Source organism: Kitasatospora sp. NBC_01246 (assembly GCF_036226505.1).
Classification (GTDB): Bacteria; Actinomycetota; Actinomycetes; order Streptomycetales; family Streptomycetaceae; genus Kitasatospora.
The window spans coordinates 2197533-2220115 of the sequence record NZ_CP108484.1; the positions used below are offsets into that span (position 1 = coordinate 2197533).

Consider the following 22583-nt stretch of genomic DNA (forward strand, 5'->3'; position numbering starts at 1 on the left):
CTCCCGAACCGCCCTGGCCGGTGAAGGCTCAGGCGTCCTGGGAGGCCTCGGCCGGCTGCTCGACCTCGGCGTCGTCGTCCTCGGCGGCGGCCTCGTCGGCCTCCGCCTCGGCCGCGGCGTTCTCGGCCTCAAGCGCTGCGTCCTCGTCGTCCTCGGCGGCGTCGGAGCCGGGGGTGCGGCCCTGACGCTCGGCCTTGCGGGCGTCCGCGATCGCGCGGGCCTCGGCCATCGCCTCGGTCTTCTTCTTGTGCGGGCCGAGAACCATGATCATGTTTCGGCCGTCCTGCTTGGCCGAGGACTCGACGAAGCCCAGGTCCTGGACGTCGTTGGCCAGCCGCTGCAGCAGTCGGAAGCCCAGCTCGGGGCGCGACTGCTCGCGACCGCGGAACATGATCGTGATCTTGACCTTGTCGCCCTGCTTGAGGAACCGAACGACGTGACCCTTCTTGGTGTCATAGTCGTGCGGGTCGATCTTCGGCCGGAGCTTCATCTCCTTGATGACCGTGTGCGCCTGGTTCTTGCGCGCCTCACGGGCCTTCATGGCCGACTCGTACTTGAACTTGCCGTAGTCCATGAGCTTGCACACCGGCGGCCGGGCGGTCGCCGCGACCTCGACGAGGTCGAGGTCGTACTCCTGCGCGAGCTCCAGCGCCTTGGCAAGCGGCACGATGCCGACCTGCTCGCCGCTGGGACCGACGAGTCGCACCTCGGGGACGCGAATCCGGTCGTTGATGCGGGGCTCGGTGCTGATGGGGCCTCCTAGGTTGCACCTTCTGCGATGCGGCCGTCGGACGGCGGTCGCACGTAGTGGACTCGACCACTGGGCGGGGCTTCATTCGTGCTGCGCTGCCTACCTTGCTGATTGGCACTGCATGCACCGCGACACGAAAAAAGCCCCGCTCGGTACAAGCGGGGCTCCACACAACCGGGGGCTGCACCCGGTGAGGGGTGCGGCGGGCGACTCGGCGCCTGGGCGCCCGTCGCGGACCGGGACCCGTCGACCGTGAGGCCGATCGGGTGGGAGACTTTCGCGGTTGCCCTCTCGGGCCTCCTGGGTGGAGCCTCCTCTTGCTGGCCGGGCGCTCCTCAGGAGCTCCTGGCCGGTCAGTCTCGAAGCATACAGCGTTTCGGCCGCGCCCGGTATTCCGCCCCTCGCTCCCCACGGCCCGGCCCCCGGCCGGCCCCCTTGTACGCTCCTTGGGTACGGACACCGGCACGACGGAACGAGCCCCCCTTGAGCAGCGAGCCCACCCAGAACCCCGCCGCGGACGACGAGGCGATCGGTTTCGACGACCTCACCCGGGACATCGCCGAGGTCCCCGCCGTCGAGGTGATCACGACCGTCGCGGTGCACCTGATGAGCGCCGCCGCCGTGAAGTGCGGCCTGGCCGAGGGCGGCGAGGCCGACAAGGACCTCGACGAGGCGCGCAAGCTGATCACCGCGCTGGCCGGGCTGGTCACCGCCGGTGCCCCCGAGATCAGCAACTTCCACGCCGCCCCGCTGCGGGACGGCCTGAAGTCGCTCCAGCTGGCCTTCCGCGAGGCGTCCATCGTGCCGGACGCGCCGGGCACCGGGCCGGGCGAGAAGTTCACCGGGCCGGTCTACGCCTGAACCCACCGGGACACCGGCGGTGCCCGGGCACCGGGCGAGGGGGGCACCGCCGGTGTCCGGAGCACCGCGCGTGGGCCGGGCGCCGCTAGCGGCGGTACAGCGGCTCGCCGGGCAGCGCGGAGTCGGCCGGCAGCACGGCCAGGTTCAGGCCCCGGTCGAGCCGGACCCGCAGCACCGGGTCGGCCGCGACCGCCTGCCCGATCCGCCGGGCGGCCGCCTGGACGGCCTCCTGGTCCAGCGCCCGGTCCAGCACCACCGCGAGCAGGCCGTCCCCCTCCTGGTAGGGCGCCAGCAGACCGCTCACCACCTGCGGCTCGGCCGCCAGCAGCGCCCGGACGGCCTCGCGCACCTCGGGGTCGCGCACCGGCGGCAGGTACGGCCGGTTCTCCGCCAGCGCGCGCAGCCGGGCCCCGGACAGCCGGTACGGCACCGGGCCGGCCGGGTCGATCAGCAGGGTGTCCGCGCGCTCGGAGTAGGCGACCATCGCGGCCTGCGGGGCGGCGACCGGTGCCGGGCGGGCGTCGGCGCGCCAGCGGGTCAGCGCCTCCATCGAGGTGAAGGCCGGCAGCGCCCGCCGGCCGTCAGCGGCCTCGATCACCGGGACGGCCATGTCACTGGTCTTCTCGTGCTTGTGCCCGTGCTCGTCCAGCTCCACCTCGCCGAGGACGGCGACGATCGGGACCATCAGCCGGGTCGGCGTCAGCGCCGCGAGCACCTCCGGCTCGGCCCCGGGCTCCTGCGACCAGCGCGCGAGCGCCTCGGCGAGCGCCGGGTCGGCGGTGCCGTCGTCGGCGGCGAATCCTGGGTTCGGAATGTTCTTGCGGTCCACCCGGCCGACCCTATGCCACCTCACACCCGCCGCCGGGGCGAGGCGGATCCGCGCCGTCGGGGTGGATCGTCCGCCGCAGGCCTACCCACCGGTAGCGGGGTGTGGCACTCTGCGCCCATGGCCACGCTCGAAGCTGCTGCCCGTACCGCCGCCGTGCCCTCGCCGGCCGCCGACCGAGCCCGGTACGACCGGGCCACCGCCCATCTCGACGGCCCGGTGGCCGTCGTCGACCTCGCGGCCTTCGACGCCAACGCGGCCGACCTGGTCCGCCGGGCGGCCGGCAAGCCGGTCCGGGTGGCCAGCAAGTCGGTGCGCTGCCGCGCCCTGCTGGAGCGGGTGCTGACCATGGACGGCTTCGCCGGGGTGATGAGCTTCACCCTCGGCGAGTCGCTCTGGCTGGCCCGCACGGGCGTCCGCGACGTCCTGCTGGCCTACCCCTCGACGGACCGCTCCGGCTTCGCCGAACTGACCGGCGATCCGGAGCTGGCCGCCGCCGTCACCATGCTGGTCGACGACCCGGCCCAGCTCGACCTGATCGACGCGGCACGGACCGGCCCCGCCGAGGTCCGGGTCTGCCTGGAGCTGGACACCGCGCTGCAGCTGTTCGGCGGGCGGGTGCGGGTCGGCGCCCGGCGCTCGCCGATGCGCACGCCCGAGGACCTCGGAGCCTTCGCCGAGCTGGTGCAGCGCCGCCGCGGGTTCCGGGTGGTCGGGCTGATGGCCTACGAGGGACACATCGCCGGGGTGGGCGACAGCGTGCCCGGGCGGCCGGTGCGCTCCCGGATGATCCGGCTGATGCAGGCGAAGGCCCGGGCCGAGCTGGCCGAGCGGCGCGCGGCGACGGTCCGGCGGCTGCGCCGGGTGACCGAGCTGGAGTTCGTCAACGGCGGCGGCACCGGCAGCGTCGAGTCGACCGTGGCGGAGCGGGCGGTCACCGAGGTGGCGGCGGGCTCGGGGCTGTACCTGCCGCGGCTGTTCGACAACTACCGCTCGTTCCGGGGCCGGCCGGCCGCGCTGTTCGGCCAGCCGGTGGTGCGCCGGCCCGGCTTCGGGGTGGTGACGGTGCTCGGCGGCGGCTACCCGGCCTCCGGCGCGGCCGGGCCGGACCGCTCGCCGGTGCCCCACCTGCCGCCGGGGCTGCGCTACGACCCGATGGAGGGGGCCGGCGAGGTGCAGACCCCGCTGCTCGGCGCGGCCGCCGACGACCTGCTGATCGGGGACCGGGTCTGGTTCCGGCACGCCAAGGCGGGCGAGCTGTGCGAGCGCTTCGCCGAGCTGCACCTGATCGAGGGCGACCGGGTGGTGCGCACCGTCCCGACCTACCGGGGCGAGCAGCGGACCTTCCTCTGACCACCGGGTACGCCACCACGGCCGAACGGGCCGCCGCGGCGCCCTCGTTGCCCTACCGTGGATCTCGACAGGACCGGACGCGACGTCAGGGGGCGCCATGGAGGCCGAGATCGTGCAGGGGCTGGTGGCCTCGGGTGCCACCACCCTGGTCGGGCTGATGGCCACCGAGGCCTGGACCCAGGCGCGTTCGCGCTTCGCGGCGCTGTTCGGGCGGGGCGAAACCGACGAGGCGGAGGCCGCGGCCCTGGAGCGCTCGCGGACGGTCATCGCCCGCGCCCGGGAGACCGGTGACACCGGGGCCGTCGACGACCTGACCGGCACCTGGCGCGGCCGGCTCCGCCAGGCACTCCTGGAGAACCCCGAGGTGGCCGACGAACTCCGCGCCATCCTGGCGGAGTTCGAGCCGCGGCTGCCCGCACCGGGCGGCGAGTCCCTGGAGAACACCTTCAACGGCGGAACGACATACGGCATGGTGATCCAGGCCAAGAACGTGCACGGGGGCGCGCACTTCCACCAGTACGGGCAGGGCCCGGGCCGGCCTTCCGGCGACCGCTGACCTTTTCCCGGCCTTTCCCCCACCTTAAGAAGGCCCGAGGGGCGCCCGAACTCCGGCGCCCCTCGGGCCTCTGTGCTGCGCGTACGGCTACAGTCCGTCAAAAAGTACGCCACAACGGGCTATTGCCAGTTGGTCTAGTCCAATCATACGCTCAGCCCGGGCCCCGCGCGCCGGGCCGGCGGGCCCCGGGCAGACGTGCCCACTCCCCCACACTCTCGGCCCGGAACACGGTCAAGGAGTCCCCACCCCATGTCCATCAAGAGAAGCGCTCTGTCCCTCGGCGTCATAGGCGCCGCGGTCCTCGCCGTTTCGACGACCGCCGCCGGCACCGCCAGCGCCCACGGTGCCATGACCAACCCGGTCAGCCGCATCGCGGCCTGCTACGCCGAAGGGCCGGAGACTCCCAAGTCCCAGGTCTGCAAGGACCTCGTGGCGATGAGCGGCACCCAGCCGCTGTACGACTGGAACGAGGTCAACATCGCCAACGCGAACGGCAACCACCAGGCGCTGATCCCGGACGGCAAGCTCTGCTCGGCCAACCGCGACAAGTACAAGGCGCTCGACATGCCCCGCACCGACTGGCCGGCCACCCCGGTCAGCGCCGGTTCGTTCGCCTTCAAGTTCCGCGTCACCGCGGCGCACGTCGGCACCCAGACCGTCTACATCACCAAGGCCGGCTACGACCCGACCAAGCCGCTGAAGTGGTCCGACCTGGAGTCGGCCCCGGTCGCCCAGGTGCAGGTCACCCGCACCGCCACCGACGGCTACTACACCTACACGGGGACGCTGCCGCAGCGCACCGGCCGCCAGCTGCTGTACATGGTCTGGCAGCGCAGCGACAGCCCGGAGGCGTTCTACAGCTGCTCCGACGTCGACTTCGGCAAGACGGCGGCTGCCGTCGACCAGCCCGTGTCGGCGCTCGCCGCGCAGGCCCCGGCCGCGCCGAGCGAGGCGCAGATCGCCGCCGGCCAGTCCAAGTCCACCGTTTCCCACAACGGGCACGGCGGCAACGCGAACGAGCCGGCGGGCGCGGTGGTGCCGACCGCCAGCGCGGCCGTCGGCGGCTCGCCCACCGGTCCGCTGCTGCTGGCCGGCGCCGCCGCGATCAGCGTCGGCTGGGCCGGCATGGTGCTCCGGCGCCGTCGCTTCGAGGCTGTTCGACGCGACTCCTGACCGCCGGAGGCCTGGGCCGGACCGCACACCGCCCCCCGTGCGGTCCGGCCCAGGCGATCCCCAGCTCGGCGTGTGAACACGGCGGCGGCCCACCCGGACGTGGCCGGGTGGGCCGCCGTACGTGAGCGGAGCGGTGCGATCAGGTGGTGGCGGTGCCGGTGCCCCCGCCGGGGCCGGCGCCGCCGCCCGGGAAGGCGGGCAGCTTGCCGGTGTAGGCGGCGATGCCCTTGACGATGGTGTCCATCACGGCGACGTCGGGCGCCTTGTCGGCGATGTCGAAGCCGAGGTGGACGGAGATCAGCGACTTGCCGTCGGCGGACGGGAAGACGACGGTCTGCACGTAGCCGTCGTTGCCCTTCGCCGCGTCGACCTTCCAGCGGACCAGGTAGCCGTCCCGGCCGTCGACCTTGACCGCCTCGGACTTCAGCTCCTGGTGCGAGTTGAGGTCGTTGTACGAGTCCTTGGCGGCCTTCTCGATGTCGGCCTTGGCCGCCGCCTGGACGTCGGTGCCGCCGGCGACCACACCCGTGTTGGCACCGCCCAGCGAGCAGCTGCCGCCCCCGTCACAGGTGTAGGCGCCGACGCTCAGCGCGGCGAAGCCGTCCGGGGTGGTACCGCCCTGCCAGCCGGAGGGGACGGGCAGGGTGATCCGGTTCACCAGGTCGGCGGCGGTGTCACTACCCTGGGAGGTGCCGTCGTTCCCGCCGTTGCCCTGGCCACCGTTGCCCTGGCCGCTGCCGCCGTTGCCCCGGCCCTGGCCGTTGCCCTTGCCGCCGTTGCCGTTGCCGTTGCCCTGACCGCTGCCGCCGTTGCCGCCCTGGCCACCGTCGTTACCGGGGCCGCCCAGGTCGGGCAGACCGCCCCACGGGCCTTCCTCGCCGATCGGCGGGGCCTGCCGCGGGGTGCGGTGCGTGGCACGCGGCTCGCCGTGGCCGTCCATCGCCAGGTAGGTGATCCCGGAGCCGGCGCCGAGGCCCAGCAGGGCCGCGACGGTGGCCGCGATCACCAGCTTGGACGGCCTGCGCCTGGTCTTGGGCGCCGGGGGTGCGATGGCGCCGTAGGCGGCGCCGAAGGGGGGCGGCTCCGGGTAGCGGACCGTCGGCCCGCTCCCCAGCACCTCCCCCTCCAGCACCCGGGTCTCGGCGGTCTCGTCCGGCCCCAGGGCCGCGGGAGCCACCGGCTCCGGCGGGGCGTCCGAGGGTGCGGGCCGGGTGTCGGCCGTCCAGCCCTTACCGTCCCACCAGCGCTGCGGTCGCGGATCGCTGGTGGTGTCCTTCGGGTCCGGGTACCACCCGGCGGGAATCTGCTCGCTCACGTCAGAGAATCTAAAGGCAGCCGGATAAACGCGATATCAGCGCGACCGCCGATTCCCGGCATTCTCCATGAGATTACGGTGAGAAGGCCGAACGAAGGCCCCGATCGGCCCCGGATCAGCCCCCGGTCGGCCCCGGATCGACTCTAGACCGGGGTCACATAGGCACCGGCGATGCCTCCGTCGACCAGGAACTCGCTCGCCGTGATGAAGGACGAATCGTCGCTGGCGAGGAAGGCGACCGCGGCCGCGATCTCCTCGGGCCGGGCGAAGCGGCCGAGCGGAATGTGCACCAGCCGGCGGGCCGCGCGATCCGGGTCCGCGGCGAACAGCTCGCGCAGCAGCGGGGTGTCCACCGGCCCCGGCGAGAGCGCGTTGACCCGGATGCCCTCGCGGGCGAACTGGACGCCCAGCTCGCGGGACATCGCCAGCACCCCGCCCTTGGAAGCGGTGTAGGAGATCTGCGAGGTGGCCGCGCCCATCCGGGCCACGAAGCTGGCGGTGTTGATGATCGAACCGCGCCCGTGCCGCCGCATGTACGGCAGCGCCGCCTTGCAGCAGAGGTAGACCGAGGTCAGGTTGACCTCCTGGACCCTGTGCCAGGCGGCCGGCTCCGTGGTCAGGATGGAGCCGTCCTCGGGCGGCGAGATGCCCGCGTTGTTGAAGGCGACGTCCACGCTGCCGTACGTCTCGTAGGCCTGGTCGAAGAGCGCCTCGACCATGTACGGGTCGGTCACGTCGGTGTGCACGAAGAGGCCGCCGACCTCCTGGGCGGCCGCCTCGCCGGTCGCCTCGTCGACGTCGGCGCACACGACCTTCGCCCCCTCGGAGGCGAGCCGGCGGGCGGCGGCCAGGCCGATGCCGCTGCCCGCGCCGGTGATCACGGCGGTCCGGCCGACCAGGCGCCGGCAGACCGGGCCGTCCTTCCCGGCCGCGGCAGGCTTCTCGCTCATGGCTGGCTCCTACTCCTCGCTCTGGATGAACACGTTCTTGGTCTCGGTGAAGGGGACCAGCGCGTCCGGCCCGAGCTCCCGGCCGATGCCGGACTCGCCGAACCCGCCGAAGGGCGTCCAGTACCGCACCGAGGAGTGCGAGTTGACCGAGAGGCTGCCCGCCGCGACGCCCCGGGCCAGGCGCAGCGCGCGGCCGACGTCCCGCGTCCAGATGGACCCGGAGAGTCCGTAGCGAGTCCCGTTGGCCAGCCGCAGGGCGTCCGCCTCGCCGTCGAAGGGGAGCACCACCGCGACCGGGCCGAAGATCTCCTCCGTCGCCGCGGGCACGGTCGGGTCGGTGGGCGCGAGCACTGTCGGCGGGTACCAGAAGCCGGGGCCGTCGGGGACCGCGCCGCGGGCCAGCACCGGCAGCTCGGGGGTGACGTAGGAGGCGACCCGGCGGACCTGGGCGGCGGAGATCAGCGGGCCGAGCTCGGTGGCCGGGTCGGCCGGGTCCCCGGTGCGGACGGCCTCGACGGCGGGCAGCAGCAGGGCGAGGAAGTCGTCGAGGGCCTCGCGCTGGACCAGGATGCGGCTGCGCGCGCAGCAGTCCTGGCCGCTGTTGTCGAGGAAGGACATCGGGTCGGCGGCGCGGGCGAGGTCGGCGTCCGCGAAGACGATGTTGGGGCTCTTGCCGCCGAGTTCGAGGGTGACCCGCTTGGCCTGGGCGGCGCACCGGGCGGCGACCTCCTTGCCGACCAGGGTCGAGCCGGTGAAGACGATCTTGCGGACGGCAGGGTGGTCGACCAGTGCCCGGCCGGTGGTGGCGCCGGCCCCGGGGACGACCTGGAACAGGCCCTCCGGGAGCCCGGCGGCGAGGGCGAGTTCGGCCAGCCGCAGCGCGGTGAGCGGGGTGGCCTCGGCGGGTTTGAGGAGGACGGCGTTTCCCGCGGCCAGGGCCGGGGCGAAGCCCCAGGCGGCGATCGGCATCGGGAAGTTCCACGGGGCGATCACCCCGACCACGCCGATCGGCTCGTGGAAGGTGACGTCCAGGCCGCCGGCCACCGGGATCTGGCGGCCGGTCAGCCGCTCCACCCCGCCGGCGGCGTACTCCAGCAGGTCGCGGACGTTGCCGGCCTCCCAGCGGGCGTTGCCCACGGTGTGCCCGGCCTCGCTCACCTCCAGGGCGGCCAGCTCGGGGATGTGCACCTCGACCTGGTCGGCGAAGCGGCGCAGCAGCCGGGCGCGTTCGCCGGGGGCGAGCGCGGCCCAGCCCTGCTGGGCCTTGAGGGCGAGCTGGACGGCGGCGTCCAGCCGCGCCGGGGTGGTGTCCGGGACGGTGCCGAGCACCTCCCCGGTGGCCGGGTTGAGGACGGTGCTGACGGCAGGACTCCCCACGCGGCTCACATCCGCTCGAAGGATCGGTAGCGCTCCCAGTCGGTGACGGCGCTGTCGTACGCGGACTGCTCGACCCGGGCCATGTGCAGGTAGTGCTCCACGACGTCGTTGCCGAAGGCGGCGCGGGCGAGCTCGCTCTGCGACCAGCGGTCGGCGGCCTCGCGCAGCGAGCCGGGCACCCGGGTGTACTCGTCGGCGGCGTAGGCGTTGCCCAGGCAGGGCGTGGGCAGTTCGAGCTTCTGCTGGAGGCCGTGCAGACCGGCGGCGATCATGCCCGCCACGGCGAGGTACGGGTTGACGTCGCCCCCGGGGACGCGGTTCTCCATCCGCAGGCTCGGACCGCGGCCGACCACCCGGTAGGCGCACGTGCGGTTGTCGCGGCCCCAGGCGACGGCGGTCGGGGCGAAGGAGCCGGGCCGGTAGCGCTTGTAGGAGTTGATGTTGGGCGCGTAGAGCACGCTGAACTCGCGCAGGGCGACGAGCTGGCCGGCGAGGAAGTGCCGCATGGTGTCGGTCATCCGGCCGTCGCGGTCGGCGAAGGCCGGGGCGCCGCCCGGGACGCGGAGGTCCCGCAGCGAGAGGTGGATGTGGCAGCTGTTGCCCTCGCGCTCGTCGTACTTGGCCATGAAGGTGAGTGCGCAGCCCTGCTGGGCGGCGATCTCCTTGGCGCCGGTCTTGTAGACGCTGTGCTGGTCGCAGGTGGTGAGGGCGTCGGCGTAGCGGAAGGCGATCTCGTGCTGGCCGAGGTTGCACTCGCCCTTGGCCGACTCGACGACGAGGCCGGCACCGGCCATCTCGTTGCGGATCCGGGCGAGCAGCGGCTCGACCCGGGCGGTGCCGAGCAGCGAGTAGTCGACGTTGTACTGGTTGGCCGGGGTGAGGCCGCGGTAGCCGCCGAGCCAGGCCTGTTCGTAGGTGTCGCGGAAGACCAGGAACTCCAGCTCGGTGCCGATGTCGGCAGCCAGGCCGTACTCGGCGAGGCGCTCGATCTGACGCCGCAGCACCTGCCGGGGCGCGGTGTCGACGGGGTGGCCGCCGTGCCGGGCGAGGTCGGCGGTGACCTGGGCGGTGCCGGGCTGCCAGGGGGTGAGCCGGAGCGTGCCGAGGTCGGGGCGCATGGCGAAGTCGCCGTAGCCCGTCTCCCAGGAGGACTGGGCGTAGCCGTCGACGGTGTTGAGGTCGATGTCGACGGCGAGCAGGTAGTCGCAGGCCTCGGCGCCGTGCTCGGCGACCTCGTCGAGGAAGAACCGGGCGGCGAAGCGCTTGCCCTGGAGCCGGCCCTGCATGTCGGTGAAGGCGAGCGCGACGGTGTGGATCTCGCCGGCGTCGACCAGCGTGCGCAGCTCGCCGAGGGTGAGCGGCGCGCGCGGCCGCGCGGTCGCGGCGGTGTTGTCGGGCATGACGGGACCCTCCCCTTCGCTCACTCAGCGAGATCACACGGTCACAGCGAACCGTACGGCCTGCCACGGACAGCGCGGAAGAGGGCGGACGGGTGTGGCGCGCCGATACGCGTGGTTGACGGGGTATCAGGCGGGGCTGGAGGAGAATGCCCGCCATGGATCGCAGGCCTTTCATCGGCGTCAGCACCTACCAGGTGGACGTGAGTTGGAGCGACTGGCGGAACCGCCCGGTGGCACTGGTGCCCGAGCGGTACACCGCGTACGTGCGGGATTCGGGCGGGATCGCGCTCCTGCTGCCGCCGGACTCCCCGGAGCGCGCGCCGGAGGTGCTCGCCCGGCTGGACGCCCTGGTCATCACGGGCGGACCGGACATCGACCCGGCGTACTACGGGCAGCCGCCGCACCCGCTGACCGAGGCGGACTCGCCGGAGCGGGACCAGTGGGAGTCGGCGCTGCTGCGGGCGGCCCTGGCGGCGGGCATGCCGCTGCTGGGCATCTGCCGGGGCATGCAGGTGCTGAACGTGGTCTGCGGCGGCTCGCTCGTCCAGCACCTCCCGGACGTGGTGCACCCCGACGTGCACGCCGGGACGCCCGGCACGTACGGGGAGCACACGGTGCGGCCGGTGCCCGGGACGCTCCTCGGCGGACTGCTGCCGGAGAGCGAACTGACCGTGCCGACCTTCCACCACCAGGCGGTGGACCGGCTCGGCGCGGGGCTGCGGGTGAGCGCGCACGCGCCGGACGGCACCGTGGAGGCGGTGGAGGGACCCGGGTTCACCCTCGGGGTGCAGTGGCACCCCGAGCAGGGGGACGACCTGCGGGTGATGCAGGCCCTGGTCCGGGCTGCGACGGCGGCCCGGACGGTCCCGCTGGAGCCGGTCGGCGCGCTCGGTTAGACCCGCCCGGCCCGCCGGGCGGTCACGGCCACCGGTCCGGCGGGCCCGCGGTCACCGCGTCGGCCGCCACGGCGGTCGGGGCGGGGCCGAGCCGTCCGACCTGCCCGATTCCCGTTTTCCCTGCTCAGCGGTGGCGCGGCGGCACCGGGCGGGGGTCGCGCCGCGGCAATGACAACGGTCTCCAGTGCAGCCTTTGGATCTTCCTTCGATCTGCGGTTCACTTCGACTGCGGGGCGTTCGCCTCCCTGCCTCCACCCCCGCGCGTCCAAGAGAGGACTTCGATGGCCGGGCACGACCACTCCCACGATGATCATGCGCATGACCACCGGCACGGCGACGGGCCCGCGCGGAGCGGGCACGGCGGGCACGGTCACGGCGCGCACGGTCACGGCGGGCACTCGCACGGCGTGGCCGCCGACGCCGACCGACGCTGGCTGGTGAGCGCCCTCGCGCTGATCGTGGTGTTCATGGCCGGCGAGGTGGTGGTCGGCTTCGCCGCCGGGTCGCTGGCGCTGATCTCCGACGCGGCGCACATGCTCACCGACGCCGCCTCGATCGTGCTGGCCCTGGTGGCGATGCGGCTGTCCGCCCGCCCGGCCCGCGGCGGCTACACCTACGGGCTCAAGCGCGCCGAGATCCTCTCCGCCCAGGCGAACGGCGTCACCCTGCTGGTCCTCTCGGCCTGGCTGGGCTACGAGGCCGTCACCCGGCTGATCGACCCGCCGGACGTGACCGGCTCGCTGGTGCTGGTCACCGCGCTGATCGGGATCGTGGTCAACCTGGCCGCCGCCTGGTGCATGTCCAAGGCCAACCGCAGCTCGCTCAACGTCGAGGGTGCCTTCCAGCACGTGGTCACCGACCTCTACGCGTTCATCGCCACCGCCGTCGCCGGCGCGGTGATGCTGACCACCGGGTTCGCCCGGGCGGACGCGATCGCCTCGCTGATCGTGGTGGCGCTGATGCTGAAGGCCGGCATCGGCCTGGTCCGCGCCTCCGGGCGGATCTTCCTGGAGGCCGCCCCGGCCGGCGTCGACCCGGACGCGGTGGCGGACCGGCTGGTCGCCCAGCCGCTGGTGGAGGAGATCCACGACCTGCACATCTGGGAGATCACCTCCGGCCAGCCGGCCCTGTCGGCGCACATCCTGGTCACCCCGGGCGGTGACTGCCACGCCGTCCGCCGGGAGCTGCAGCGCCGGCTGGCGGGCGAGTACGGGATCACCCACAGCACCCTCCAGGTCGACCACGTCGGCGAGGACGAGGCGGGCGCGCTGCTGCAGATCACCACCCCCGCCGGCGACCTCCCCGAGCACTGCGCCGACTCGCACGGCCCGGTCCACCGCGCCGGACCGCACGAGCACTGAGCCCGGGGCGCCGAAGCCGGGACAGCGGACCCCGGGAGCGCCGGAACCGGCGGGCTGTCGGCCGGGTACGGCATGATCTGAGACGTGACCGCACCGCGACTGATGCTGCTCGACTCCGCCAGCCTGTACTTCCGGGCCTACTACGGCGTGCCGGACTCCCTGCGCTCCCCGCAGGGCGAACCGGTCAACGCCGTCCGGGGCCTGCTGGACTTCATCGCCCGACTGGTCCAGGACCACCGGCCCGACCAGCTGGTCGCCTGCATGGACGCCGACTGGCGCCCCCAGTGGCGGGTCGACCTCGTGCCCTCCTACAAGACGCACCGGGTCGCCGAGGCGGCCGTCGACGGCGAGGAGGAGGTGCCGGACACGCTCGCCCCGCAGGTACCGGTGATCGAGCAGGTGCTGGACGCGCTCGGCATCGCCCGGGTCGGCTCCCCCGGCTACGAGGCGGACGACGTGATCGGCACCCTCACCGCCCGGGCCGAGGGCCCGGTGCAGATCGTCACCGGGGACCGCGACCTCTTCCAGCTGGTCGACGACGCCCGCGGGATCACCGTGCTCTACCCGGTCAAGGGGATGGGGAACCTCCAGGTCACCGACGACGCGCTGCTGCTGGAGAAGTACGGCGTGCGCGGCGCCCGGTACGCCGACATGGCCGCCCTGCGCGGCGATCCCAGCGACGGCCTGCCCGGCGTCAAGGGGATCGGCGAGAAGACGGCCGCCCAGCTGATCAACGAGTACGGCGACCTCCCGGCGATCCGGGCCGCCGCCCTCGACATCCGCTCGAAGCTCACCCCGGCCCGCCGGCGCAACATCGTCGAGGGCGCGGCCTACCTGGACGTCGCCCCGACCGTGGTCCGGGTCGCCGCCGACGCGCCGCTGCCGCCCTTCGACCCGGCCCTGCCGCGCGAGCCGCTGGACCCGATGACCCTGGAGGAGCTCTCCGCCCGCTGGGGCCTCGGCACCTCCCTGGAGCGCGTCCTGGCCGTCCTCGCGGCGCGCTGACACCCCGGCAGCACGAGGGGGGCCCGTCGTCGATGACGACGGGCCCCCCTTCGGCGCGCGACGGTCAGCCCACCGAGGAGTAGGCGATGATGCCGCGGCGGAGGCCGTCGACGGCCTTGCGGGCCGTCCGGCGGAGCTCGGCGTCCTCGCCGGCGGCGTCCTGGATCTGGCCGAGCACGTCGATCAGCTGCTTGGTCCAGCGGACGAAGTCACCGGCCGGCATGTCGGCGTCGCGCAGCACCGAGTCCAGGTTGTGGCCGAGGGCCCAGCGGTACGCGGCCCAGGCGAAGCCGACGTCCGGCTCGCGCTGCCCGACGCCCTCGGCGGTGTTGATCCGGTGCTGCTCCTCCAGGGCGTCCAGGTGGCCCCAGATCCGGATCATCTGGCCGAGTGCCTCCTTGGTGCCGCCCTCGGGCACCCGGGGGGCGGCGGCGTCGTCGGACTGCCGGGACTCGTAGACCAGCGCCGAGGCGCAGGCCGCCAGCTCGGCGGCGGCCAGACCGCTCCAGACGCCCTCGCGGATGCACTCGGAGGCGAGCAGGTCCAGCTCGCCGTAGAGCCGGCCGAGCCGCTTGCCGTCGTCGGTGACGGTGTCGCCCCGGAGGTAGCCGAGGTCGGTGAGCAGGCCGCAGACCCGGTCGAAGGTGCGGGCGATGGTGTGGGTGCGGGAGCGCATCCGGCGCTCCAGCTGCTCGGTGTCGCGGTGCAGCCGGTGGTAGCGCTCGGCCCAGCGCGCGTGGTCCTCGCGCTCGTCGCAGCCGTGGCACGGGTGCTGGCGCAGGGCGGCGCGCAGCCGGCTGATCTCCGCGTCGTCGGCGGCGGCCGCGCGGCCCTTGCGGAACCGCTCGGGCTCCAGGTGGCCGGCCTTGGTGCGCAGCGCGGAGGCGAGGTCGCGCCGGGACTGCGGGCTGCGCGGGTTGAAGGACTTGGGGATGCGCACCCGCTCCAGGGCGGCGACCGGGTGCGGGAAGTCGATCATGGCGAGCCGCTTGACCTGCCGCTCGGCGGTGAGCACCACCGGGCGCGGGCCGTCCTGGAAGTCGGGGTGGCGCGAGCCGACCCGGCCGTTGCGGCTGACCGGCGGCAAGCCCGGGTCGAGGACGAGCGCGAGACCGGCGAACTTGCCGGTGGGGACGTGGATGACGTCGCCCGGCTTGAGCTGCTCGATGGACTCGACGGCGGCCGCGCGGCGCTGGCTGCTGCCCTCGCGGGCCAGCTCGTTCTCGCGGTCCTTGAGCTGGTGGCGCAGGCCCATGTACTCGTCGAAGTCGCCCAGGTGGCAGGTCATGGACGCGCGGTAGCCGTCCAGGCCCTCCTCGTTGCGCTGGACCTGGCGGGCGATGCCGACCACCGAGCGGTCCGCCTGGAACTGCGCGAAGGACGTCTCCAGCAGCTCGCGGGAGCGGTGCCGGCCGAACTGCGAGACCAGGTTGACGGCCATGTTGTACGAGGGCCGGAAGGACGACTTCAGCGGGTAGGTGCGGGTGCCGGCCAGGCCGGCCAGCGCCTCCGGGTCGAGCCCGCGCTGCCAGAGCACCACGGCGTGGCCCTCGATGTCGATCCCGCGGCGGCCGGCCCGGCCGGTGAGCTGGGTGTACTCGCCGGGGGTGATGTCGGCGTGCGTCTCGCCGTTCCACTTGACCAGCTTCTCCATGACCACCGAGCGGGCGGGCATGTTGATGCCGAGGGCCAGTGTCTCGGTCGCGAAGACGGCCTTGACCAGACCCTTCACGAAGAGCTCCTCGACCACCTCCTTGAACCGCGGCAGCATCCCCGCGTGGTGGGCGGCGATGCCGCGCTCCAGCCCGTCGAGCCACTCGAAGTAGCCGAGGACGTGCAGGTCCTCGTCGGGGATGTCGGCGCAGCGCTCCTCGACGATGGCCCGCACCCGGCCCCGGTCCTCCTCCTTGTTGAGGCGCAGCCCGGAGCTGAGGCACTGCTGGACGGCGGCCTCGCAGCCGGCCCGGCTGAAGATGAAGGTGATCGCGGGGAGCAGGCCCTCGGCGTCGAGCCGGTCGATGACGTCGACCCGGCCGGGCGTCCAGACCTTGCCCGGGCGGCCGTTGGGCATCGAGCGGCCCCGGCCGCGGCCGAACCGGTCGCGCGGGTTGCGGTCCAGCTCGGAGCGGGCGAGCCGGACCAGCTCGGGGTTGACAGCCTTGGCCGGGTTGCGCGGGGCGTCCTTGGGGCGGCCGTCGCGGTCCGGGTTGGCGAACAGGTCGTACATCCGGTTGCCGGCCATGACGTGCTGCCACAGCGGCACCGGGCGGTGTTCGGAGACGATCACCTTGGTGCCGCCGCGCACGGTGTCCAGCCAGTCGCCGAACTCCTCGGCGTTGGAGACGGTCGCGGAGAGCGAGGCCAGCACCACCGACTCGGGGAGGTGGATGATGACCTCCTCCCAGACGGCGCCGCGGAAGCGGTCGGCGAGGTAGTGCACCTCGTCCATCACCACGTAGCCGAGGCCGTTGAGCGAGGAGGAGCCGGCGTAGAGCATGTTGCGCAGCACTTCGGTGGTCATGACCACCACGGGGGCGTCCCCGTTGACGCTGTTGTCACCGGTCAGCAGGCCGACCTTGGCCGCGCCGTAGCGCTTGACCAGGTCCCCGTACTTCTGGTTCGAGAGCGCCTTGATGGGCGTGGTGTAGAAGCACTTGCGCCCGGACTGGAGGGCGAGGTGCACGGCGAACTCGCCGACGATCGTCTTGCCGGAGCCGGTGGGCGCGGCGACCAGCACGCCGTCGCCGCCCTCCAGCGCCCGGCAGGCCTCCAGCTGGAAGTCGTCCAGCGGGAAGTCGTAGAGCTGCTGGAAGCCGTACAGGGCGCTGGCCTGCTCCTTGGCCCGGCGGCGGAAGGCCGCGTACGCCTCGGCGGGGCTGAGCTCCCGGTCTTCGGGCTGCTCGGGCTCAGGGGTGTTCATCGCCGTCCGGGTGTGATTGGTGTGATCTCGCATCTCAGCGAGAGGTTACCCGGGAGGACTGACATCGATAGCACTGATTTTTCGCGCTACCGGATCGGTTCTCTCTCACATCCATAGTTGCAAATGTCTTCAAGCAGCGACGAAGCGGCCATCTTCGAACGTCTCCGGTCATTCCCGGTGCCACGCCGTCCCCTCTCCCTACATTCGGTCCCACAACCACCACGCAGGGGAGTCCCCCGCTCACAGGAGGAGAAGACGATGGCGAACCTGGAGACCTCGCTCAAGGAGGCCATGGCGATCGAGGGCGCGATCGGCGTGGCCCTGGTCGACTACGGCAGCGGCATGGCGCTCGGCACCCTCGGCGAGGGCGGCGAGCTGGACCTCAACGTCGCCGCCGCCGGCAACACCGACGTGGTCCGGGCCAAGATGCGGGCCATGGAGCTGCTCAACCTCCATGACAACGAGATCGAGGACATCCTGGTCAGCCTCACCAGCCAGTACCACCTGCTCCGGCCGCTCACCATGCCGAACGGCCGGGGGCTCTTCCTGTTCCTGGCGCTCAACCGCAGCCGCGCCAACCTGGCGATGGCCCGCCACCACCTCAAGCGGATCGAGGTCGGACTGGAGATCTGACCGGGCCGGGCACCAGGAAAGGAGCGCTGTGGCGGTCGCGCTGTACCAGGCCAAGGCCGAGTTCTTCCGGATGCTCGGCCACCCCGTCCGGATCCGGGTGCTGGAATTACTGCAGGCCGGACCGACGCCCGTCCGCGACCTGCTGGCCGAGCTGGCGATCGAACCGTCCAGCCTCTCCCAGCAACTCGCCGTGCTGCGCCGGTCCGGCATCGTCACCGCCACCCGGGAGGGCAGCACGGTGGTGTACGCGCTGTCCGGTACCGAGGTCGCCGACCTGCTGCTCACCGCCCGGCGGATCCTCACCGGGCTGATCGCCGAGCAGAGCGTCCTGCTCGCCGAACTCCGCGCCGGCGCCGACTGACGCCCGGCCCGACGGCCCCTGGACGCCGCATCACCTCACAGGCGGGTGATGTGTGACATTTCACATGACGCCCTACTGGTCCGGGAAGGTACCTCCCGGCGACCATCGGGCCGTGACCCTCACCGATCCCTTCCTCGACCTCAGCGCCCGCACCGGCCGCTTCGGCCACGGCGCCCCGCGCGCGATCACCCTCAGCGAGGACGGCACCCGACTGCTGCTGCTCCGCTCGGCCGGCCCGCAGGACCGGGTCGACCGGCTCCACCTCCTCGACCTCGCCACCGGCGAGGAACGCCTGGTCGCCGACCCCGCCGTGCTCGCTCCGGGCCGCGGCGGTGACCGCGACGACCTACCCGCCGTCGAGCGGCGGCTGCGCGAACGGACCAGGCTGACCGCCGCCGGCATCGCCACCTTCGCCGCCACCGCCGACCTCGCGGTCGCCGTGTTCACCCTGGACGGGCGGCTGTTCCGCGCCGACACCACCGCCGGCACCTGCGCCGAACTCCCGGTGACCGGACCGGCCTTCGACCCGCGCCCCGACCCGGCCGGCCACCGCGTCGCCTACGTCGCCGACGACGCCCTCCACGTCACCCCGGCGCCCGCGCCGCTGAGTCCCGCCGACGGCGCCCGCTGGGGCGTCGCCGAGTTCGCCGCCGCCGAGGAGCTGGGCCGCGCCCGGGGCCACTGGTGGCGCCCGGACGGCGGCGCGCTGCTGGCCACCCGGGTGGACGAAGCCGCCCTGCCCCGGCGCTACTTCGCCGACCCGGCCCACCCGGACGAGCGGCCCGAGGACTTCGCCTACCCGCAAGCCGGCGGGCCCAACGCGGACGTCCAGCTCTGGGTCCTCGACCTGGACGGCGCCCGGACCCGGCTGCGCTGGGACGCCGAGGCGTTCCCCTACCTCTGCGCGGCCGAGTGGGCCGGCACCGGGGAGGTCCTGCTCACCGTCGCCGACCGCCTCCAGCAGAACGTGCTGCTGCTCACCGCCGACCCGGCCACCGGCACCACCCGTGAACTCTCCCGCACCACCGACGAGTTCTGGGTGGACGACCTGCCCGGCACCCCCGCCCGGCTGGACGGCGGCCGGCTGCTCACCGCCCACGACACCCCCGCCGCCCGCGGCCTGGCCGTGGACGGCAAGCCGCTGGACACCACCGGCCTGCAGATCCGCCGGGTGGTCGGGCGGCTGCGCGGCAGGCTGCTCTGCGAGACCGGCCAGGGCGACCCCGCCGACCAGTACGTCCACCTGGTCGACCCGGACGGCGGCGCCCCCGAGCCGGTCAGCTCCGGCCCCGGCGTGCACTCCGCACTGGCCGCCGCCGACACCCTGCTGCTCGTCTCGGCCGGCCCCGACGGCGTCCGCCGCCGGCTGACCGGCCCCTGGGGCGAGGCGGCGCCCACCGACCTGTCCGCCGCCCTGCCGTACCGGGTCGAACCGCGGCTCGCCCGGGTCACCGAACACGGCCTGCCCACCGCCGTGGTGTACCCGCGCGGCCATCTGCCCGGCCGGCGGCTGCCCGTCCTGCTCGACGTCTACGGCGGCCCGGGCTACCAGGCGGTGGCCAACGAACCGCGCCGCTGGCAGCTCCGCCAGTGGTGGGCCGACCAGGGCTTCGCGGTGGTCACCACCGACAACCGGGGCACCCCGTTCGTCTCCCCCGCCTTCACCCGGGCGATCTTCCGCCGCTTCTCCGCGGCCGCGCTGGAGGACCAGGTCGCCGCGCTGCACGCGCTCGCCGCGGACCACCCCGACCTCGACCTGGGCCGGGTGGGCGTGCGCGGCTGGTCCTACGGCGGGTACTTCGCCGCTCTCGCCGTGCTGCGCCGCCCGGACGTCTTCCACGCCGCCTGCGCGGGCGCGCCGCCCACCGACTTCCGCCGGTACGACACCGCGTACACCGAGCGCTACCTCGACCTGCCGCAGCACAACCCCGAGGGCTACGCGGCGGACTGCCTGATCGACGACGCGCCGTCGCTCACCCGGCCACTGCTGCTGATCCACGGCCTGGCCGACGACAACGTGCACCCCTCGCACACCCTGCTGCTCTCCCAGGCGCTCACCCGGGCGGGCCGCCCGCACAGCGTGCTGCCGCTGCCGGGCGTCACCCACATGACCCCGGACGGGGTGGGCGAGCAGGTCACGGCGGCCGAACTCGCCTTCCTGCGGGGCGCCCTGGGGTAGCGGTGGCGGGCACCCGGGCGTCGACGCCCGGGTGCCCGCCACCGCAGGACCGCGACCGGCCACTCCCACGGGGCGGCCGGTCGCGCGTCCGGCCCGTCGCCCTGTCCCATCCCTTCCGTGTGACCCATGACATGTGAAATATTACCTGCGCTCCACCGACTGTTTCCCGACTCCACCGACTCCCCAGACCACCCACCGTCCGGAAAGGACCGGTCAGTTGCGCAGACTGTCCGCGGCACTCGCGGCCGCGCTCACCACGAGCGCGATAGCGGCCTCCCTCCTCGGCACCCCCGCCCAGGCCGCTCCCCCCTCCCCCGCCCTCACCGCGGCCGCCGCCGCCCAAGGCGCCGAGGAGGGCGGCACCGAGGCCCCGCCCGGCCCGCTCGCCCCCCAGGAACGCGAGCGCCAGTCGCTTCGCACCAAGGCCCTGGAACAGGTCAACAAGGGCTCCGTGGCCAAGACTTCGCAGAAGCGGGCGCCCGCCAGGGTGAAGATCGGCAACGACTACGTCCAGCTCGCGCAGCAGCGCACGGACAAGGTCTTCGTGATCCTCGCCCAGTTCGGCGACCAGGTGGACAACACCACCGAGTACAACGGGCAGCCCCGCTACGGCGGCACGCCCGGCCCGCAGCACAACGCGATCCCCAAGCCGGGCAGGAGCGACAACCACACGCTCTGGTCCAAGGACTTCGACCGCGACTACTACCAGCAGTTGTTCTTCGACGACGCGCCCGGCGCGGTCTCGATGCGCAACTACTACCGCACCCAGTCCTCCGGCCGCTACGACGTCGAGGGCACGGTCAGCGACTGGGTCACCGTGCCGTACAACGAGGCCCGGTACGGCAGCAACAAGGGCCCCCAGGGGTCCGGCGCCTGGACGCAGGGGCAGGAGTTCGTCCGGGACGCGGTCAAGGCCTGGTACGACGGCGAGGTCCGCAAGGGCCGCTCCGCCGCGGACGTCAAGGCCGAGCTGGCCCAGTACGACGTCTACGACCGCTACGACCACGACAAGGACGGCGAGTTCAGCCAGCCGGACGGCTACCTGGACAACGTCATCGTGGTGCACGCGGGCGTCGACGAGACCTGGGGCGGCGGGGCGCAGGGCGCCGACGCCCTCTGGGCGCACCGCAGTTGGGCCTTCCCGGACCCGGCCGGCCAGACCGGCCCGGTGGGCAACCGGATCGGCGGCGCCCCGGTCGGCGACACCGGCCTGTACGTCTACGACTACGTGCAGGGCGGCGAGAACAGCGGCGTCGGCCTGTTCGCCCACGAGTTCGGCCACAACCTCGGCCTGCCCGACCTGTACAGCACCACCGGCGGCGACAACAGCGTCAACTTCTGGTCGCTGATGTCCTCCGGCTCGTACCTCGGCAAGGGCAAGAACACCACCGGCGGCTACCCCGGTGACCTCGACGCGTGGAGCAAGCTGCAGTTCGGTTGGCTCGACTACGACGAGGCGCAGGCCGCCACCCGCTCCAGCCACGCGCTCGGCGTCAGCGGCTACAACACCGACCAGGCCCAGGCGGTGCTGGTGCACCTGCCCGACGGCACCACCAGCACCGACCTGGCCGACCCGAACCAGGGCGCCAACCACTGGTGGAGCGGGACGGGCGACAACCTGGACAACTCGCTGGCCCGGACGGTCGACCTGCGCCCGGTGAGCGGACCGGTCACGCTGACCGCCGCCGCCTGGTACGACATCGAGCAGGACTACGACTTCCTCGCGGTCGAGGCCTCCACCGACGAGGGGAAGACCTGGAAGGCGCTCGGCGGAACCGTCGACGGCACGCCGATCGGCAACACCACCGCCAACACCCCCGGTCTGACCGGCACGTCCGGCGCCTACCGGCAGCTGTCCGTCCCGCTGGACGGCTACGCGGGGCAGCAGGTCCGGCTGCGCTTCCACGTCACCTCGGACAACAACACCCACGGCCGCGGCGTCCTGGTCGACACCGTCCGGGTCGCCGCCGGCGCCACCGAGCTCTTCGCCGACGGCGCCGAGAACGGGGCCAACGGCTGGACCGCGACCGGGTTCTCGGTGGTCACCGGCCGCACCGCGGTCACCTCGCACCCGCGCGCCTACCTGGTGGAGAACCGCCGGTACGCGGGCTACGGCGCCTTCCTGAAGACCGGCCCGTACAACTTCGGGTACACGGGCGTCGACGGCAAGAAGGACATCGTCGACACCTACCCGTACCAGGAGGGCGTGCTGGTCTGGCTCTGGGACACGGGGTACGGCGACAACAACACCAAGGACCACCCCGGCGGCGGGCTGATCCTGCCGGTCGACGCCCACCCGGCGCCGATCCGGTTCGCCGACGGCACGCTGGTCAACGCCCGCGCGCAGACCTTCGACGCGACCTTCTCGCTGAAGCGGACCACCGGCTTCACCCTGCACAAGGCCGGCGTCCCGGTGCGGATCGGCGCCGAGCCGGCCGTCGCCGCCTTCAACGACCGCACCGGGGTCTACTCCGACCCCGCCACGCCGCAGCTCGGCGTGAAGGTGCCGGACACCAACACCAAGATCGAGGTCGTCCGCGAAGCCCAGGACGGCCGGATCACCACCGTCCGGGTGGGCCCGGCCTCCTGAGGCCCGCCACCCGCGCGCACCGCACAACGGCCGTGGCCCCCGGATCCGTCCGGGGGCCACGGCCTCGCGTCGTCCG

18 protein-coding genes are annotated in these 22583 nt (G+C 73.4%); 11 read left to right on the forward strand and 7 right to left on the reverse strand.

Going from position 1 to position 22583, the window contains the following annotated elements; genetic code table 11:
* Nucleotides 1–28: 28 nt before the first annotated feature.
* Entirely contained in the window at nucleotides 29–751 is a 723-nt protein-coding gene (gene infC, locus OG618_RS09510; RefSeq protein ID WP_329492051.1) for a translation initiation factor IF-3, read from the reverse strand.
* 483 nt (nucleotides 752–1234) lie between these two features.
* On the opposite strand from infC, the gene OG618_RS09515 reads away from it, so the two are divergent.
* Nucleotides 1235–1612 carry a DUF1844 domain-containing protein gene (locus OG618_RS09515; RefSeq protein ID WP_329486878.1) on the forward strand — a complete coding sequence of 126 codons (378 nt, stop codon included), beginning with the start codon at nucleotides 1235–1237 and terminating at the stop codon, nucleotides 1610–1612.
* An 85-nt stretch (nucleotides 1613–1697) separates the two neighbouring features.
* Here OG618_RS09515 and OG618_RS09520 read toward each other — a convergent pair whose 3' ends face one another.
* Nucleotides 1698–2441, reverse strand: a complete 744-nt coding sequence (locus OG618_RS09520) for an SseB family protein (protein WP_329486879.1) — start codon at nucleotides 2439–2441, stop codon at nucleotides 1698–1700.
* 117 nt (nucleotides 2442–2558) lie between these two features.
* Between OG618_RS09520 and OG618_RS09525 the strand changes: the two genes are divergently transcribed.
* The 3 genes from OG618_RS09525 to OG618_RS09535 all read left to right on the forward strand — a co-directional run bounded on the left by OG618_RS09525 (nucleotide 2559) and on the right by OG618_RS09535 (nucleotide 5520).
* Entirely contained in the window at nucleotides 2559–3791 is a 1233-nt protein-coding gene (locus OG618_RS09525) for an amino acid deaminase/aldolase (RefSeq protein ID WP_329486880.1), read from the forward strand.
* Nucleotides 3792–3888: 97 nt separating this feature from the next.
* Nucleotides 3889–4347: a hypothetical protein gene (locus OG618_RS09530; RefSeq protein ID WP_329486881.1), complete on the forward strand. Its 459-nt coding sequence runs from the start codon at nucleotides 3889–3891 to the stop codon at nucleotides 4345–4347.
* A gap of 249 nt (nucleotides 4348–4596) precedes the next feature.
* Complete coding sequence (locus OG618_RS09535; protein ID WP_329486882.1) at nucleotides 4597–5520, forward strand: lytic polysaccharide monooxygenase auxiliary activity family 9 protein; 924 nt, start codon at nucleotides 4597–4599, stop codon at nucleotides 5518–5520.
* 139 nt (nucleotides 5521–5659) lie between these two features.
* On the opposite strand, the gene OG618_RS09540 is transcribed toward OG618_RS09535, so the two are convergent.
* The 4 genes from OG618_RS09540 to OG618_RS09555 all read right to left on the reverse strand — a co-directional run bounded on the left by OG618_RS09540 (nucleotide 5660) and on the right by OG618_RS09555 (nucleotide 10562).
* Nucleotides 5660–6835 carry a DUF2510 domain-containing protein gene (locus OG618_RS09540; protein WP_329486884.1) on the reverse strand — a complete coding sequence of 392 codons (1176 nt, stop codon included), beginning with the start codon at nucleotides 6833–6835 and terminating at the stop codon, nucleotides 5660–5662.
* A gap of 143 nt (nucleotides 6836–6978) precedes the next feature.
* Nucleotides 6979–7785: a 3-oxoacyl-ACP reductase gene (locus tag OG618_RS09545; protein ID WP_329486885.1), complete on the reverse strand. Its 807-nt coding sequence runs from the start codon at nucleotides 7783–7785 to the stop codon at nucleotides 6979–6981.
* Between the two features lie 9 nt (nucleotides 7786–7794).
* On the reverse strand, nucleotides 7795–9162 hold the full coding sequence (locus OG618_RS09550; RefSeq protein WP_329486886.1) for an aldehyde dehydrogenase family protein: 1368 nt from the start codon (nucleotides 9160–9162) through the stop codon (nucleotides 7795–7797).
* A 5-nt stretch (nucleotides 9163–9167) separates the two neighbouring features.
* Nucleotides 9168–10562, reverse strand: a complete 1395-nt coding sequence (locus OG618_RS09555) for a glutamine synthetase family protein (protein WP_329486887.1) — start codon at nucleotides 10560–10562, stop codon at nucleotides 9168–9170.
* A gap of 155 nt (nucleotides 10563–10717) precedes the next feature.
* Between OG618_RS09555 and OG618_RS09560 the strand changes: the two genes are divergently transcribed.
* The 3 genes from OG618_RS09560 (at nucleotide 10718) to OG618_RS09570 (ending at nucleotide 13824) form a co-directional block, all read left to right on the forward strand.
* Nucleotides 10718–11458, forward strand: a complete 741-nt coding sequence (locus tag OG618_RS09560; RefSeq protein WP_329486888.1) for a gamma-glutamyl-gamma-aminobutyrate hydrolase family protein — start codon at nucleotides 10718–10720, stop codon at nucleotides 11456–11458.
* A gap of 281 nt (nucleotides 11459–11739) precedes the next feature.
* A complete protein-coding gene (locus OG618_RS09565) occupies nucleotides 11740–12819 on the forward strand; it encodes a cation diffusion facilitator family transporter (RefSeq protein ID WP_329486889.1) in 1080 nt (359 codons plus the stop codon).
* A 102-nt stretch (nucleotides 12820–12921) separates the two neighbouring features.
* Nucleotides 12922–13824 carry a 5'-3' exonuclease gene (locus OG618_RS09570; RefSeq protein WP_329492052.1) on the forward strand — a complete coding sequence of 301 codons (903 nt, stop codon included), beginning with the start codon at nucleotides 12922–12924 and terminating at the stop codon, nucleotides 13822–13824.
* A gap of 64 nt (nucleotides 13825–13888) precedes the next feature.
* On the opposite strand, the gene OG618_RS09575 is transcribed toward OG618_RS09570, so the two are convergent.
* Nucleotides 13889–16744 (reverse strand): DEAD/DEAH box helicase, encoded by a 2856-nt coding sequence (locus OG618_RS09575; protein WP_329486891.1) that lies wholly within the window; start codon nucleotides 16742–16744, stop codon nucleotides 13889–13891.
* Between the two features lie 258 nt (nucleotides 16745–17002).
* On the opposite strand from OG618_RS09575, the gene OG618_RS09580 reads away from it, so the two are divergent.
* The 4 genes from OG618_RS09580 (at nucleotide 17003) to OG618_RS09595 (ending at nucleotide 22507) form a co-directional block, all read left to right on the forward strand.
* On the forward strand, nucleotides 17003–17377 hold the full coding sequence (locus OG618_RS09580; protein ID WP_329486893.1) for a hypothetical protein: 375 nt from the start codon (nucleotides 17003–17005) through the stop codon (nucleotides 17375–17377).
* 28 nt (nucleotides 17378–17405) lie between these two features.
* Nucleotides 17406–17738 carry an ArsR/SmtB family transcription factor gene (locus tag OG618_RS09585; RefSeq protein WP_329486894.1) on the forward strand — a complete coding sequence of 111 codons (333 nt, stop codon included), beginning with the start codon at nucleotides 17406–17408 and terminating at the stop codon, nucleotides 17736–17738.
* A gap of 112 nt (nucleotides 17739–17850) precedes the next feature.
* The gene (locus OG618_RS09590; RefSeq protein ID WP_329486895.1) at nucleotides 17851–19917 is read left to right on the forward strand and encodes a S9 family peptidase; all 2067 of its coding nucleotides are present in this window, start codon (nucleotides 17851–17853) and stop codon (nucleotides 19915–19917) included.
* Nucleotides 19918–20134: 217 nt separating this feature from the next.
* Entirely contained in the window at nucleotides 20135–22507 is a 2373-nt protein-coding gene (locus OG618_RS09595; RefSeq protein ID WP_329486896.1) for an immune inhibitor A domain-containing protein, read from the forward strand.
* Nucleotides 22508–22583: the final 76 nt, after the last annotated feature.